This window comes from Mesorhizobium sp. M0136 (genome assembly GCF_040322515.1).
Classification (GTDB): domain Bacteria; phylum Pseudomonadota; class Alphaproteobacteria; order Rhizobiales; family Rhizobiaceae; genus Mesorhizobium.
Genome location: NZ_JAMYTP010000007.1, coordinates 72,818 through 86,505, shown reverse-complemented (window position 1 = coordinate 86,505; position 13,688 = coordinate 72,818). Strand labels below are relative to the sequence as shown.

Below are 13,688 nucleotides of genomic sequence, written 5' to 3'. Positions count from 1 at the left end.
GCAATGGCTGGAATACGGTGACCCGTGTGCTGGGAAGATACGACCAGTTCAAGCCAGCAAATGCGCCAGCAGCGCCCTTAGCTGCGCTGGCTTCAGCGGCTTGCGCATCAGCTCGATGCCAGCGGCGCGGGCGGCGTTGGCGACGGTCTCCGAACCGTCGGCGGTGACGATCAGCGCCGGCACGGCGCGGCCGAGATAATCACGGACCTCGGCGATTGTGGTGGTGCCGAGGTCGCCGCCGTCGAGATGCTGGTCGGCTATGACAATGTCTGGCAACCAGTCGGTATCGCCAAGCATGTCGATCGCGTCACCGGTCGAGGTGGCGGGGCGCACCAGGCATTGCCAGCGCTCGAGCAGGGAGGTCATCGCCTGCAGCACCTCGATGTCGTTCTCGACCAGCAGCACCCTTGTGCCGAACAGACCGTACCCGCGCGGCCGCTCCATGTCGACGGTGCCGGCGATTGGATCGGCCGTGTCGCCGATCCCGACCGGAACGTCGATATGGAAAATCGTGCCATGTCCGACCTTCGACGAAAACGTGACGGGATGGCCGAGTGCCGCGGCGATGCGGCGCACGATGGCCAGCCCCAACCCCAGCCCGCCGGCGGCAAGCCCGGCATCCGTCGGGATCACGCCCCGATGGAATTCCTCGAACACCGCCTCGCGCTGGTCGTCGGGGATGCCGCAGCCGGTATCGGCGACGTCGATGCGGATCGTGTCGCCGCGATGCCTGGTGCCGACCAACACGCCGCCCGAGCGGGTATAGCGCAGTGCATTGGACAGGATGTTCTGCAGGATGCGGCGCAGCAAGGTTCGGTCCGAACGAACGAGCGCATCGACCGGCCGGAACTTCAGCGTCAGCCCCTTCATCTCCGCGACCGGCTGAAAATCCGAGCGCAGAGACGAAAACAGCGTCTCCAGGCTGACATCGGTGATGTCGGGCTGCACGACGCCGGCATCGAGCTTGGAAATGTCCAGCAAGGTGCGGAGCAGGTCCTCCATCGTCTCCAGCGATCGCTCGACCTGGCGGACCAGGTTTCTGCCTTCCTCGCTGGTCTGTACTTCGGCAAGCGCCGAGACCGACAGATGCGCGGCGTTCAGCGGCTGCAGCACGTCATGGCTGGCGGCCGCCAGGAACCTGGTCTTGGACAGGTTCGCCAGCTCGGCGTTTTCCTTGGCTGCGTTCAAGTCGATGTTCGACTGCTCCAGCCGGCGCAAGGTCGAATGCAGCTCTTCGGTGCGGCTGCGCACTCGGCTCTCAAGCGAAATGGCAGTCTGGAACAGCGAAAAAGCATTGCCTTGCTGGTCCATGGAGCGCTCGACGCGGCTGATCAGCGCGGCGTTGATCTTCTTCAGCCTTTCCAGGTCGTCGATGTTCCTGAGCGGCATGCCGGATTTCCTACTCCGCCGCTTCGGCCGCATTGCGTTCACCGAAGGCGATGCCGGTGAAGGTCTGGTTCAGATGCATCGAACGGTACTGTTCGCCATAGGTGCCAAAGCCGAGGACGTTGTTGACCTTGTAGAGTTCCGAAATCTCGCGATAGACCTGCCGATTGCGCGCGTCGAGCCGGCGCAGCACGCAGTCGAAACCGAGGATCAGGTCGATGCCGCCAAGCCTTTCGCTGACGTCGCTGAGAGCGGCGCGGGTCGCCTCGACCATGTCCTTAGGCTGGGCGACGGCAAGCACGACACCATCGTCGATGGCGCAGAAGAACGACAGCGAGCCGTCCGCGTGCATCTTCTGGATTGAACGGCAGTAAAATTCGCCGCCGACTTTCACCACCACCGGGTGCGAGGCAAAACTCAGTGGCGTCAGCATCTGCGCGACGACGCCGACCGAGGCGGCATATTCCTCGGCGGCAATGGTGGCGTTGAATTCGCGCACGATGCGGTGGTCGGGATCGGATGCCGTCACCACCAGCTTCTCGTCGGTGGGAACGAAATTGTCGGTCTTGAACACGTGGAAAGGAATTTCCGTGGTGATCAGCACGATGATGGCGCTGTCGGAGGTCACTTTGCCGTTCGAGATCAGCCGCGTTGTCTCGAATTTCAAGTCATCGCCAGCCGACCCGCCGATCAATGGAATATCGTCGAGCCCCCAATGGATGGCGGAGGTCACCGCTTCTTCGGCATAAGACAGGCCGTCGATCAAGCAGAGGGCGAAAGTGGTGTCGGCTCGCTCGTGCCCGAGGCGCTCGCGTAACGAACGCCTCAGCGCCTCGACTTCGCCGGTAATCCCGTCCATGCCCGATGAGGACAGATTTTCGACCATGGTGCTGGCGGCCGAAAACGATGCGGAGGGAAGCAGCATAGCCAGGATCTGGCCTTCCTCCAGCCCCTTGGGCGTTATCTCACCGGCCGTCGAGCAGCCGGCATAGTGGAGCGCCGGCGCGTGGGTCTTCAGCGCTTCCGACAGGGCGACGGCCTCTATGAGGCTCTGCGAGAAAAACAGGAGGGCAAACCCGGCGTCAATGGCCGCTGCTTCCGCTGCCACCGCCCGGGCGAACGCATCCGCATCGGATTCGTCGGTGGTGAGCACCGAAAGGCCGCATGCATAGCGCGTCCGTGACTTGGCCAGCGGCTTCCTCCTCCATTTCCTCCAACGCTCTTTTTTGTGCGCGTCTGGCGCGCCGGCGTCGAGGTCATTGTTGTCTTGAAGCGGTGCTTTGGCAATCAGCCAACATGATGGATTTGAAGTTTCTGCCGTTTGACGGCGTCAGCGCAGCCGCTCACGGACGGAAGCTGTGCGTCCCGTACTTCGGGCGTGTCGTTATCTCGCACTTGCACAAAGTTGTAGTGCACTGCAATATAGCTGAGAATGCGGCCTTGAGCCCGCCTTTCGCAGAGGGGACCGGCATGACGGACATCTCCGCGACGCGTCTTGTCGCGGCCAGGCCTGTCGCCGACACATCGTCAAGGGCGAGGCTTGCCTATCTCGACGGCTGGCGCGGCCTGTCGATCGCGCTGGTGCTGATCGGCCATTTCTTCCCCGTCCCCGGCATCAATCTCGGCGTCCTGGGCGTCGAATTCTTCTTCGTGCTCAGCGGCCGGCTGATGGCCGAGATCCTGTTCGTCGAATACTATCCGCTGAAGAAATTCTTCAAGCGCCGGTTCTCCCGCATCTATCCGGCACTGCTGGTTTTCGTCGTCGTCGCGATGATCGCCTTGTCCGGCACGTTCATCGCCTTCAAGTGGAAGGCGGCGCTGACGGCGCTGACGTTCACCTACAATTACGCCGGAGTTCTCGTTACCCGCGCCGGCGCGCTCGACCATATCTGGTCGCTCTGCGTCGAAGAGCATGCGTATATCATTCTGGCTCTGATCAGCGTCGTCGTCCGGAGACGGTCCCGCGTCATCATGCTGCTCGGCGCTTTGTCGCTGCTGGCCATGGCGAACGGCGCCATCTCCTACTGGGTGCTCGCAATAGGCTACGAGGGCACCTATTGGCGCACTGACGTGCACATCGCCTCGATCCTGCTGTCGGCGGCGTTATGCCTGCTCAAGGCCGACGACAGGCTGCCGGCGCTGCTCAAGGGGCCGCATGTTGCCCTGGCGGCCACAGTCGTGGCTGTGCTCCTTTTCATGGCTGCCGTGCCAACCCCCATTCACTATCTGGTCGCGGTGCCGCTGCTGGCGCTCGCTGTCAATTTGCTCGACTTCAGCAGCCGCTACCTGACCGGGTTTCTGTCGTCCCTGCCAATGACGATGCTGGGCCTATGGTCGTATTCGCTCTATCTTTGGCAGCAGCCCTTTTATCAATTCGTCGACATAAAAGGCAGTTCGCCGTGGTTGATGCTGGCGGCGGCGTTCGCTTGCGCGCTGTGCAGCTACTACATCATCGAAAAGCCGGCCCGCTCCTGGCTGAACCGCAATTGGTAGGGCGAACGGCGCCCGCCGTTTTAGCCGGCGATCCGCCTTGCATAATACCGCACGGCTTTCCTGCCACCGTGGATTACCGCGTCGCCCACTTCCGCAAAGCCGAGTGCGGCATGGAAGGCGTCCGAAGCCGGATTGGGCGGCTCGGCATTGACTTCGCAGGTGACGATCGCCTGGCTGGCGCGTGACGCCTGCTCGAACAGATCCTCATACAGCCGGCGGGCATGGCCGCGCCCGCGCGCTGCGGCGGCGACCACGACGCGATCGACATAGACGAACCGCGGGTAACGATCGCGAAACCACAGGAAGTTCGGGCTATCGTAGCTGGCGTCCTGGTCGAAGGTCATGATGAAGGCTTCGAGCGAACCGATACGGCGCGCGTAAAACGCTTCGCCGAGCAGGAAGGAAAGGCGCTCGGGTTCGAGCCACGACAATTCCGCGGCATGCTCGTTGTTGAGCGCGAGGACGGCGGGCTCATCCTGCGGCGAGACCTGCTCGATCGGCAAATGCGTTTCAATCATGTTTTCTTCTGTCATCCGGCATCATAGCCGGGCGGCGGCGATGGTCGCCGCCACCATCGCCCCGTCGGTCACGGTGTTGCGGTATTCGCGGTCGAGGTCGGTGCCGCCCATGCCGACCCTTGGGTTGCGGTAACGCATGGCACTCGGCACGTCCTTGAGCGCGGCGAAATGCATTTCGCTCAACCCGGTTTTCCTCCGCACCTTGCCGATGTTCTCTGGGTCAAGCCCGCCGCAGCCGAGGATGATAATGCGGTCGCCGGCCTGCGTGACAAGATCGGCGAGCAGGTCAGCGCCCTCGAGCGCCGTGTCGCGCTGGCCGCTGGTCAGCACGCGGCCGACCTTGCAGCGGATCAGTGTCTCCAGCGCCTCTGTCGGGTCGCGGGTCATGTCGAAGGCGCGGTGGCAGGTGACGTTCAAGCTTCCCGCCGCCTTCACCAGTTGGCTCATGCGCTGCTCATCGATCGTTCCGTCGGCATTAAGGCAGCCGATAACGACACCGGCGACGCCGGTGTCGGCAAGGGCGCCGACATCGGCGAGCATCGAACGATACTCGGCTTCGCTATAGAGAAAATCGCCGCCGCGCGGCCGCACGATGACGTGGAACGGGATCGTCGCCAGCTCGAGCGCCGTGCGCACCGTGCCGAAGCTCGGTGTGATGCCGCCTTCGATCAGGCTGGCACAGAGCTCGACACGGTCGGCGCCGGCGGCTTGCGCGGCCAGCAGGCCGTCTATGCCTTCGACGCAGATCTCGATCAGCGGCAGGCGAGGGCGTTCGGTCTCGATCATAGGCGATCCGTCGATGATTTCAGCTGCCCAGCGGTAGCATCGGGCATGGTGCGATGAAAGCCGGAAGTGTTGGCTCAATGTGCTCGCGATCGCGCCTGCCATTCCGCCGCTTGACACATTCATAACTTCAGGGTTATACGTAAACGATAGCTGGTGGGTTATTGGTTCTCGTGGAGAGCGCGTTGGTGAACAGACCAGCCAAACCGCAAACAACGGGTCCGAAGTTATGACTGGAGCAACTACAGTCGAAACCAAATCCATTGTCGTCGAGCGTCTCATACCGCACGCGGCTGAAAAGATATGGCGCGCACTGACCGTGCCGCATCTGGTTGCCGAATGGCTGATGAAGAACGACTTTGCGCCTGTGCAAGGCCATCGCTTCACCTTTCGCGCGACGCCGGTACCGGGCTGGTCGGGCGTGACGAACTGCGAGGTGCTGAAGATCGAGCCGCCGCGCCTACTCGCCTACAGCTGGGGCGACGGCACCGAATCCGACAGCGGTCTGAAGACCGTCGTGACATGGTCGTTGACGCCCGAAGGTACGGCGACCCGGGTGCGCATGGAGCATTCCGGGTTCCGGGCCGAGGACGAGCGCGGGTACATCGGAATGGGAAGCGGCTGGCCGCGCATTCTCGAGCGGCTTGAGCAGGTGACTGCCTCGCAAAGCTGAAGATCCCTGCGCTCGCCGCAACGCGGCGGCCGGCGAACTGACAGAGCCAAGGATGTCGAGACCCCGGATGTTCGGCGTCCTGCCGAAAAGGCCCTTGCCGCCCTGGTCATCCAGATTGCCCTCATCAACGCATTCAACCGGCTCAACGCAACTACCAGGCAGATGATCGGCGCCTGGGGCTGAACGGGGCCGGGTTCTCGAAAGGTCACATCAGATACGCAGCTTGTGAGCGTTCGCGCGCACGAAGTCGATGAAGGCCCGCAGCTTCGGCGGTACGAGGCGGCGGCTGGGATAATAGAGGTGGAGCGGCTCGTAAGCGGGACAGAAAGGCTCCAGCACCTTGACCAGCGCGCCTGAGGCAAGAAGCGGCGCGGCGAGGCCCTCGACCGCGAAGGCGAGGCCAAGCCCCTGCTCGGCGGCGGTAATGCACAGCAGAAGCGTGTTCGCGACCAGACATGCGTCCGGCGTGAATGCGACTTCGCGTCCCTCCACGATGAACTCCCATGGCGAAATCGCGCGGGTGAGGGCGAATGCAATGCAGCGATGGGCGGCGAGGTCGGCCGGCCGCTTCGGCGTACCATTGCGCGCCAGATAGTCCGGGCTGCCCACCACGACCATCTGCAAGGGCCCGCCCAGACGCGCGCCGATCATGTCTTTGTCGAGAAGCTCGCCGATGCGCAGACCGGCGTCGAAGCCCTCGGCGGCGATGTCTACGAAGCTGTCGTCGAAAATCAGACTAAGCCGCACTTCGGGATAAGCATCCATGAACGGCCGCATCAGCGGCTCGATCAGCAGCGGGGCGGCGATCCACGGCAGACTGAGGCGCAACGTGCCGGCTGGGCGGTCGCGAGCCTCGCGCAGCGCCGCACCAGCCGCCCGGATATCTTCGGCTGCCGGGCGCACATGGTCGAGGTACTGGGCGCCAGCTTCGGTCAAGCCGACGCTACGGGTCGTCCGGTTGAGCAACCGCACCCCCAAGCGCTCCTCGAGCCCCTTGACCGCCTCGCTCAACGAGGCCGGAGCGACGCCGAGCTCGGCGGCGGCGCGGGTGAAGCTTTTGGCCTCCGCAACTTTTACGAAAGCGACGATGCCGCTGAACTGGTCGAGGCGCATTGTAAGGATTTTCCAAATAGCCCTGTCGAATTCTACTGGTTTTTCCGGTGAACAAAAGGCGTCATGTTGAGTCCGACGAACGGGCCTCGGTGTTGGGAACGGCTCGAACAGGGAAGGAAACAGGACCGATGACCAGGCTTGCTTCGCTCGCCGCCGCCGCTCTTCTGGCGGTGTCTGCCGCCCCGGCGAATGGCGGCCCGCTGGAAGACAGCAACATCCAACTCGTCAAGGACTACTACGCCGCTTATGCGACCGGGAATCCCGAGGCCGTCCGGCCCTTCCTCGCACCCGACATCGTGTGGCGCATTCCCGGCCATCATCCGCTTGCCGGCGACAAGCGCGGGCCGGACGAGGTGGTCGCCTTCTTCCGCGGCTTGGCCGACGGCAAATTCAAGGCCGAGCCGATCTTCTTCCAGGCGCAAGGCGACCTTGTCGTCGATGTCCATCGCGGCTGGTCGAATGTCGGCTCGGGTCCCGAGATCGACCAGCTCTACGCCCTGATGTTCCGCATCAAGGACGGCAAGATCACCGAGGCACAGAATTTTTTGACCGACATGTACCAGTCGGACGCCTTCTACTGGGCGCATTACCTGCTGAAGCCACTGCCCGGCCGACTTGCTGGCGAGCGCTGAGACGGCGGTCTTTTTCGCAACGCGCCGCGGTTCTCACTCCAAGCCAAAGGAGACTTGCAATGCTTAAAACCCTGACACTTGCTGCAGCAACCGCCGTGACGCTAGCCGCCTCCAATGCCGCCGCCGCACCGCGCGTCGAGCGCGTCACATTCTCCTCGCACGGTGAGCAGATCGTCGGCGAGCTCTATCTGCCGGAGGATTTGGAGGCGGCAAAACCTCGGCCCGCGGTGGTCGTGACCGGCGCCTGGATGACGGTGAAGGAACAGATGCCGGCCCGCTACGCCCGCGAGATGGCGGATCGCGGGTTCGTCGCCCTGACCTTCGATTTTCGCGGTTGGGGAGAAAGCGGCGGCCTACGCCGCCAGTACGAGGATCCTAAGGCCAAGATCGCCGACATCGAAGCGGCGGTCGCCTATCTCGCGACCCGGCCCGAGACCGATCAGGACCGCATCGGCGGGCTCGGCATTTGCGCCAGTTCCGGCTATATGGTCACCGCAGCGGCCGAAAACGCCGCGATCAAATCGGTCGCCCTCGTTGCGCCCTGGTTGCAGGATGCCGAAGTGGTGGAGCAGGCCTACGGCGGCAGGCACGGCGTCGCCAGGCTTGAGGCCGCGAGCGATGCGGCCGAGGCCGCGTATCGCCGCACCGGCAAACAGGCGTTCCTGCCGGCTGCGAGCCTGTCCGACAAGCGCGCGATCATGTTTAAGGTGCCTTATTACACCGAACCCGATCGCGGCATGATCCCGGCCTGGCGTAACGAGGCCGATCCGGCCTTCTGGCGCGGCTGGCTGAGGTTCGACGCCATCCAGGCTGCCCCGCGCCTGCACCAGCCCTTTCTGATGGTGCATAGCGAGGCGGCTGCCATTCCGCAGGGTGGGCACAAGTTCTACGCGCGGCTGACCAGTTCCAGGCAGGAGCTGTGGCTCGACAACGTCACCCAGTTCGATTTCTACGATCGCGCCGCGCCGGTGAAGGCGGCGAGCGATGCCGCCGCCGCGCACTTCCGCGCGACGCTCGGCAGTGCAGGGGAGGCGGGACAATGAGCTTCGTCACCCGCCGGCATGTCCTGGCCTCGGCGGTTTCCGCTGCGATGGTTTCCGCCGTCTCGGCGCCCGCCTCGAGCGCCCCGGGAGATGCGCTGACGGTCAAAGACAGGATCACAATCGCCGAGGCAGTGGCCGGGATCGGCCTCTATGCCGACCTGCGTGAATGGAACCGGGTCAGATCCTATCTCGCGCCCCGTGTCACGACCGACTATACCAGCCTCTTCGGCGGCGAGGTCACGACCAGCGGCCGCGACGCGCTGATCGGCGCAGTGGCAAGCACTGCTGCCGGGTTTCGACGCCACCCAGCACCTCATCACCAACATCATTGTCGAAGGCGCGGGCAATGATGCCATGGCACGCAGCCATGTCCGCGCAGCCCACTGGATCGACGGGCGGTTCTGGACGGTCGGTGGCAGCTATCTCCACCGGCTGGTGCGGACGCCGGAAGGCTGGCGCGTCAAGGCAATCTCCATCCGCCGCTTGTACGAAGAGGGGAATCGCGCCGTTCTGGCCGCTGCGGCCGACCGGGTAAAGGCGGAGGCCAAATGAGTGTTCGGGTTTGCGCATGCCCAGTCACGCGGCGAGGTTGCTCGGAGCATCGGCAACGTGAATATTGATCGAAATGTCGGGGCAGGCTTGGCGCATGCGGCATTAGTGGCGCCACCGCGGAGACAGGACATGACCCTTTCATTGCAAGAGGTTTCGGATCGGCTTGAGACTGTAGCGGGTTCTGAAGTTAATCCGCCGAGTTAATCCGCCGACGCGAGCCGTCGGCAGATCACGGTTGTTCCAGACCGCTCAGGCGGTCTTGCTCTTCCTCTGGCTCAAAGCGCCTAGCAGCGCCTCAGCTGCCTCGCTCGATGATGCTGGGTTCTGACCCGTGATAAGCTGACCATCGACGACTGTGTGGACGCCCCAGTCCTTGACCTTGGAGAAAACCGCGCCGAGGCTGATCAGTTCGTCCTCGACCAAGAACGGCACGACATTCGTGAGACCTACGGTCTCCTCCTCGCTATTGGTGAAGCCGGTGACGTAGCGTCCCTGCACAAACGGCGTGCCGTCGGGACTGGTCACGCGATGCAGAACGCCCGGTGCGTGGCAAACGAGGGCGATCGGCTTGCCGGCCGCGATGAAGGATCCGATCAGCTTGATCGAATTCGGATCTTCGGCCAAATCCCACAGCGGGCCGTGGCCGCCGGGGTAGAAGACCGTGTCGAAGTCCTTCTGGTCGACACTGTCCAGGCGCACGGTTTCTGCGAGCTGCGCCTTGGCAACATCGTCAGCACTGAAGCGCCGTGTAAGGTCGGTCTGGAACATAGGCTCGTCGCTTTTCGGATCGAGAGGCGGCTGGCCGCCCTTCGGCGAGGCGAGGGTGATCTCGGCGCCGGCGTCCTTGAAGACGTAGTAGGGGGCTGCCAGTTCCTCGAGCCAGAAGCCGGTTTTCTTGCCGGTGTTACCGAGAGTGTCGTGGGAGGTGAGTACCATCAGGACTTTCATTGTCAGATCCTTTTCTCAGGTGATGCCGCGCCAATGAGGCGTCGTAGTTGGTTGATTTGGAGCTCAATCGGCCGCGTCGGCTTGTCGATGCACGGATAATGGCACCTGCCCATGTATTTTAGAAATTTATTTCATTTATTTTATATATTCATGTCAGATTATATCTCGATGAGATACGATCTGAACCTGCTCCCGGTTTTCCTCGCCCTGATGGAAGAGCGGAGCGTGACACGGGCAGCAGCGCGACTGGGCATCACCCAGCCGGCGCTGTCCAATTCGTTGAACCGCCTGCGCGACACCCTCCGGGATCCGCTATTCATCCGGGAAAGGTATGGCATTAAGCCGACGCAATTGGCTGAGGAGATCGCTCCGACGATCGATGCAGCGCTGGCGCAACTGGACGATCTCATTTTGAACCAGCAGGAATTTCAGCCAGCAAAGGCCGAACGGCTGTTCACGCTTGCCCCCAACAGTTACGTGGAGCTTGTGTTGATGCCGGCCCTCGTCGCGAGGACGCGTGAGCTGGCGCCTGGTATCAAGCTCCGCATGACAGCATTTGGCAACGATCTCGCCGAGACCGGCGTCATTTCCGGTACCACGGCCATGGTGATTGGCCGGATCGTCGATCCGCCGGGCAATCTTGTCGTCCAGCATCTTATGGACGATGGGCTCGCCTGCGCGGTGCGCAAGGATCATCCCGACGTTCGAGACCATATTTCCCGAGAACAGTATGAAAGGCTCAAGCACGTGAATGTGCTCCCGCCGGGCCGGCTGCGGGCGGGCCTCTTCCAGGCATTGGAGCAACAAAACCTCAAGCGAGAGATTGCCCTTTCTGTCACGCACTTCCTGGCCGTGCCAGAGATGCTTGCCGTCACGGATTACTGCGCAACGCTGCCGAGACTGATCTGCCGCAGCCTTGAGAGGGATCCGCGCCTGAAGATACTACCGCCGCCCGTCGACCTCGGCACTTTTCCGGTGCAGATGGCTTGGCACATTCGCTACCGCCACGACCCAGCCCACAGGTGGTTGCGTTCGATGATCGGCGAATTGGCAAAAGAAATGACGTCGAAGACCTAAGACGGCTTTCTTGTATCCGCGTTGATGTCCGCAAAGGCCAAACCGGGCCATTCATCGTGCCGTATGCCGAGCACCAGATCCGGACTTGCCCGAGCTATCAGCAAGCGGCAGCTAGGGTCGCACCATGCCGCCAACTAAGTGCTGTCCGTCACGACCGACTACACTAGCCTCTACGGCGGCGAAGCGGGGACCAGCGACCGCGACGCGCTGATCGCGCAGTGGCAAGCACTGCTGCCGGGTTTTGACGCCACCCAGCACCTTATCACCAACATCATTGTCGAAGGCGCGGGCAATGATGCCATGGCGCGCAGTCACGTCCGCGCAACCCACTGGATCGGCGGGCGGTTCTGGGCGGTCGGCGGCAGCTATCTCCACCGGCTGGTGCGGACGCCGGAAGGTTGGCGCGTCAAGGCAATCTCCATCCGCCACTTGTACGAAGAGGGGGATCGCGCCGTGCTGGCCGCTGCGGCCGACCGGGTAAAGGCGGAGGCCAAATGAGTGTTCGGGTTTGCGCATGCCCAGTCGCGCGGCGAGGTTGCTCGAAGCATCGGCAACGTGAATATTGGTCGAAAATGTCGGGGCAGGCTTGGCGCATGCGGCATTTGTGCCGCCAACCGCGGACACGAGACATGACCCTTTCATTGCAAGAGGTTTCGGATCGGCTTGAGATCGAACAGCTGCTTGTTCGCTATTGCTACGCTGTGGACGATCGCGACTGGGACGCCTATCGCAAAATATTCACACTCGATGCCGTGCTTGACGACACTGTAACAGGTGGAATCAGGAGCGGTGTGGATGAGCATGTCGCTTACATGAAAGGCGCCCTTTCGAAGATATTGATCTCGCAGCACGCCATTTCGACAATCCTTCTGGATCTCCGAGGGGATGAGGCCAGCGCGCGCGTGCATTGTTCATGCCCGATGGTGGTCGACCTCGGCGAAGGCAAAAGGCAGGTCTTCTTCCAAGGGCTCTGGTATCGCGACCGCGTCGTACGCACGTCCGAGGGCTGGCGCATAAGTGAACTTGTCGAGGAAGGCTATTGGAATCACAATTTGCCGGAGGGGTTCGCGTTCTGACGTCGGTTACGCGCTGTGCTGGATCCGCCCCGGACGCCATTTTCAGACGTGGCAGCTAATGGCGCAACACGGTGTTCTTGGTGCCTTCTTCGACCTGGTCGATGACCAGCAGCTTGACCGGATCGGCGCCGACATTGGTCGCCTGATGCCATTGCCCGATCATCTCGATGATGAAATCACCTGTTTGATAGGTGTTGCTCTTGCCGGTCTCGACGTTGGTGACCTGAAGCGTGCCAGCCTCGACATAGGCATAGCGCGGAAACGGATGCTTGTGGACCGGCAAGGTCGCGCCCGGCGCGATCTGATAGGCCGAGACCAGGACCTGGACGTTCTTCTGGGGCAGCGTGATCGGCTGGCCGGACGCGGTCTCGGTGCGAGAGGCAAGCGGGGTCACGACAACCGGCGTCCCGCTGGCATCCAGCGCCTGGGCGCTGTTTGCAAACAGTGCAGCCGTGAGCAACAGCGTCGGTGCCAAGATTTTTCGCATGATTCCCCCCGAACTGCGTCAGCATTGCGCAGCAAGCTTTGAGGCGCAAGGTTGTCTGTTCAGGAGCGCCTTATCCCGCTCTTCTGAACATGCCCGGCGTCATACCTTGCATGGCCCGGAATGTACGGGAAAAATGGCTCTGGTCGGCGAAACCCGCCGTAATAGCTGCGTCGGCGAGGCCAAATCCCTGTTCGATCAGCGCGCTCGCCCGGCGCAATCGCCGGTCGCGGATATAGGCCGCCGGCGTCAGGCCAATTGCCTTGTTGAAATCGCGGATGACCTGGAACCGGGTCACGCCAGCCGCGCCGGCAAGCCGCTTGAGGTCGAGCTGCGAGCCAAGCTCGCTTTCGACAAGATCGCGGTAGAGCGAAAATCTTCGCTGCGATCCGGAGCTTTCGATCTCTTCGGCCTGTCCGCTCGAGTCGCCATGCCGAACGATCAGTTGTCTAAGCGCCACGAGCAGGGACGTCTCGGCCGTCATTGTGTCCGGGGATGTCGAGCCGTGGTGCGCTGCCGTCAATGCTGCGGCGAGACTGCTGTCTTCGATCGTCGCGCGCGAAAACACTGGAGCGCCGTCGCGGCCGAGTTCGCGGGTAAGCGCGGTCATCATCGGCACCGAAGGATAAAATGTCCGGTAGGCCCAGCCTTCATCCGCCCCGCGTTCGCCGTCATGCCACTCTTCAGGATTGACGACGGCAATGGCGCCCGCCGGAGCGAGAACACTTTGACGGCCGATGCGAATGCGCTCGCAGCCGGCGGTGATCAGGGCGATCACATAGGTCGGGTGCGTGTGCAGGTCGTAGCGGTGCCGGGTGAAGCGCGCCTCGAACAGGCCCAGGTCGGGGAAGCACGGATGGCGCCAGTATTTCCCGGTCTCTGCCGCTTCGATTGTCTTTGCCATGGTCAA

The 13,688-nt window shown here is 62.6% G+C and carries 15 protein-coding genes and 1 pseudogene; 8 read left to right on the top strand and 8 right to left on the bottom strand.

What is annotated here, in order from left to right:
* Positions 1-48: 48 nt before the first annotated feature.
* The gene (locus NKJ35_RS10640; RefSeq protein WP_352646790.1) at positions 49-1,389 is read right to left on the bottom strand and encodes an ATP-binding response regulator; all 1,341 of its coding nucleotides are present in this window, start codon (positions 1,387-1,389) and stop codon (positions 49-51) included.
* A gap of 10 nt (positions 1,390-1,399) precedes the next feature.
* Complete coding sequence (locus NKJ35_RS10635; RefSeq protein WP_352477679.1) at positions 1,400-2,539, bottom strand: FIST N-terminal domain-containing protein; 1,140 nt, start codon at positions 2,537-2,539, stop codon at positions 1,400-1,402.
* 317 nt (positions 2,540-2,856) lie between these two features.
* Here NKJ35_RS10635 and NKJ35_RS10630 point away from each other — a divergent pair, with 317 nt between their 5' ends.
* Positions 2,857-3,879, top strand: a complete 1,023-nt coding sequence (locus NKJ35_RS10630; RefSeq protein ID WP_352646788.1) for an acyltransferase family protein — start codon at positions 2,857-2,859, stop codon at positions 3,877-3,879.
* A 20-nt stretch (positions 3,880-3,899) separates the two neighbouring features.
* Here NKJ35_RS10630 and NKJ35_RS10625 read toward each other — a convergent pair whose 3' ends face one another.
* Positions 3,900-4,397: a GNAT family N-acetyltransferase gene (locus NKJ35_RS10625; protein ID WP_352646786.1), complete on the bottom strand. Its 498-nt coding sequence runs from the start codon at positions 4,395-4,397 to the stop codon at positions 3,900-3,902.
* A 21-nt stretch (positions 4,398-4,418) separates the two neighbouring features.
* Positions 4,419-5,183, bottom strand: a complete 765-nt coding sequence (locus tag NKJ35_RS10620) for a copper homeostasis protein CutC (RefSeq protein WP_352646784.1) — start codon at positions 5,181-5,183, stop codon at positions 4,419-4,421.
* A gap of 226 nt (positions 5,184-5,409) precedes the next feature.
* On the opposite strand from NKJ35_RS10620, the gene NKJ35_RS10615 reads away from it, so the two are divergent.
* Positions 5,410-5,853, top strand: a complete 444-nt coding sequence (locus tag NKJ35_RS10615) for an SRPBCC family protein (protein WP_352477683.1) — start codon at positions 5,410-5,412, stop codon at positions 5,851-5,853.
* A gap of 210 nt (positions 5,854-6,063) precedes the next feature.
* Here NKJ35_RS10615 and NKJ35_RS10605 read toward each other — a convergent pair whose 3' ends face one another.
* Entirely contained in the window at positions 6,064-6,966 is a 903-nt protein-coding gene (locus tag NKJ35_RS10605) for a LysR family transcriptional regulator (protein WP_352646782.1), read from the bottom strand.
* A gap of 128 nt (positions 6,967-7,094) precedes the next feature.
* On the opposite strand from NKJ35_RS10605, the gene NKJ35_RS10600 reads away from it, so the two are divergent.
* The 3 genes and pseudogenes from NKJ35_RS10600 (at position 7,095) to NKJ35_RS10590 (ending at position 9,193) form a co-directional block, all read left to right on the top strand.
* A complete protein-coding gene (locus NKJ35_RS10600; protein WP_352505813.1) occupies positions 7,095-7,598 on the top strand; it encodes a nuclear transport factor 2 family protein in 504 nt (167 codons plus the stop codon).
* A gap of 59 nt (positions 7,599-7,657) precedes the next feature.
* Positions 7,658-8,641: an alpha/beta hydrolase gene (locus tag NKJ35_RS10595; protein WP_352646780.1), complete on the top strand. Its 984-nt coding sequence runs from the start codon at positions 7,658-7,660 to the stop codon at positions 8,639-8,641.
* Positions 8,638-9,193 (top strand): annotated as a pseudogene (locus NKJ35_RS10590) (nuclear transport factor 2 family protein). The gene NKJ35_RS10595 and the pseudogene NKJ35_RS10590 overlap by 4 nt, the downstream one beginning before the upstream one ends.
* Positions 9,194-9,442: 249 nt before the next feature.
* Here the strand turns inward: NKJ35_RS10590 and NKJ35_RS10585 are convergent.
* Positions 9,443-10,141: a type 1 glutamine amidotransferase domain-containing protein gene (locus NKJ35_RS10585; protein ID WP_254818257.1), complete on the bottom strand. Its 699-nt coding sequence runs from the start codon at positions 10,139-10,141 to the stop codon at positions 9,443-9,445.
* A gap of 168 nt (positions 10,142-10,309) precedes the next feature.
* On the opposite strand from NKJ35_RS10585, the gene NKJ35_RS10580 reads away from it, so the two are divergent.
* From NKJ35_RS10580 to NKJ35_RS10570, 3 genes are all read left to right on the top strand, one after another.
* Positions 10,310-11,218, top strand: coding sequence for a LysR family transcriptional regulator (locus NKJ35_RS10580; RefSeq protein ID WP_352646778.1), 909 nt, complete (start codon positions 10,310-10,312; stop codon positions 11,216-11,218).
* A gap of 138 nt (positions 11,219-11,356) precedes the next feature.
* Positions 11,357-11,716, top strand: coding sequence for a nuclear transport factor 2 family protein (locus NKJ35_RS10575; protein WP_352646776.1), 360 nt, complete (start codon positions 11,357-11,359; stop codon positions 11,714-11,716).
* Positions 11,717-11,847: 131 nt separating this feature from the next.
* Positions 11,848-12,294 carry a nuclear transport factor 2 family protein gene (locus tag NKJ35_RS10570; RefSeq protein WP_352505818.1) on the top strand — a complete coding sequence of 149 codons (447 nt, stop codon included), beginning with the start codon at positions 11,848-11,850 and terminating at the stop codon, positions 12,292-12,294.
* Positions 12,295-12,349: 55 nt separating this feature from the next.
* Here the strand turns inward: NKJ35_RS10570 and NKJ35_RS10565 are convergent, their stop codons facing one another.
* Both NKJ35_RS10565 and NKJ35_RS10560 read right to left on the bottom strand, forming a co-directional pair.
* The gene (locus NKJ35_RS10565) at positions 12,350-12,781 is read right to left on the bottom strand and encodes a cupin domain-containing protein (protein WP_352646773.1); all 432 of its coding nucleotides are present in this window, start codon (positions 12,779-12,781) and stop codon (positions 12,350-12,352) included.
* A gap of 70 nt (positions 12,782-12,851) precedes the next feature.
* Positions 12,852-13,682: a helix-turn-helix transcriptional regulator gene (locus tag NKJ35_RS10560; protein ID WP_352646772.1), complete on the bottom strand. Its 831-nt coding sequence runs from the start codon at positions 13,680-13,682 to the stop codon at positions 12,852-12,854.
* Between the last annotated feature and the right edge of the window lie 6 nt (positions 13,683-13,688).

What these genes read in the sequence shown, in the direction of transcription:
- NKJ35_RS10640 (WP_352646790.1), bottom strand. Translation starts at nt 1,389, where the DNA reads ATGCCGCTCAGGAACATCGACGACCTGGAAAGGCTGAAGAAGATCAAC.
- NKJ35_RS10595 (WP_352646780.1), top strand. Translation starts at nt 7,658, where the DNA reads ATGCTTAAAACCCTGACACTTGCTGCAGCAACCGCCGTGACGCTAGCC.
- NKJ35_RS10570 (WP_352505818.1), top strand. Translation starts at nt 11,848, where the DNA reads ATGACCCTTTCATTGCAAGAGGTTTCGGATCGGCTTGAGATCGAACAG.
- NKJ35_RS10565 (WP_352646773.1), bottom strand. Translation starts at nt 12,781, where the DNA reads ATGCGAAAAATCTTGGCACCGACGCTGTTGCTCACGGCTGCACTGTTT.
- NKJ35_RS10625 (WP_352646786.1), bottom strand. Translation starts at nt 4,397, where the DNA reads ATGATTGAAACGCATTTGCCGATCGAGCAGGTCTCGCCGCAGGATGAG.
- NKJ35_RS10620 (WP_352646784.1), bottom strand. Translation starts at nt 5,183, where the DNA reads ATGATCGAGACCGAACGCCCTCGCCTGCCGCTGATCGAGATCTGCGTC.
- NKJ35_RS10580 (WP_352646778.1), top strand. Translation starts at nt 10,310, where the DNA reads ATGAGATACGATCTGAACCTGCTCCCGGTTTTCCTCGCCCTGATGGAA.
- NKJ35_RS10585 (WP_254818257.1), bottom strand. Translation starts at nt 10,141, where the DNA reads ATGAAAGTCCTGATGGTACTCACCTCCCACGACACTCTCGGTAACACC.
- NKJ35_RS10600 (WP_352505813.1), top strand. Translation starts at nt 7,095, where the DNA reads ATGACCAGGCTTGCTTCGCTCGCCGCCGCCGCTCTTCTGGCGGTGTCT.
- NKJ35_RS10630 (WP_352646788.1), top strand. Translation starts at nt 2,857, where the DNA reads ATGACGGACATCTCCGCGACGCGTCTTGTCGCGGCCAGGCCTGTCGCC.
- NKJ35_RS10560 (WP_352646772.1), bottom strand. Translation starts at nt 13,682, where the DNA reads ATGGCAAAGACAATCGAAGCGGCAGAGACCGGGAAATACTGGCGCCAT.
- NKJ35_RS10605 (WP_352646782.1), bottom strand. Translation starts at nt 6,966, where the DNA reads ATGCGCCTCGACCAGTTCAGCGGCATCGTCGCTTTCGTAAAAGTTGCG.
- NKJ35_RS10615 (WP_352477683.1), top strand. Translation starts at nt 5,410, where the DNA reads ATGACTGGAGCAACTACAGTCGAAACCAAATCCATTGTCGTCGAGCGT.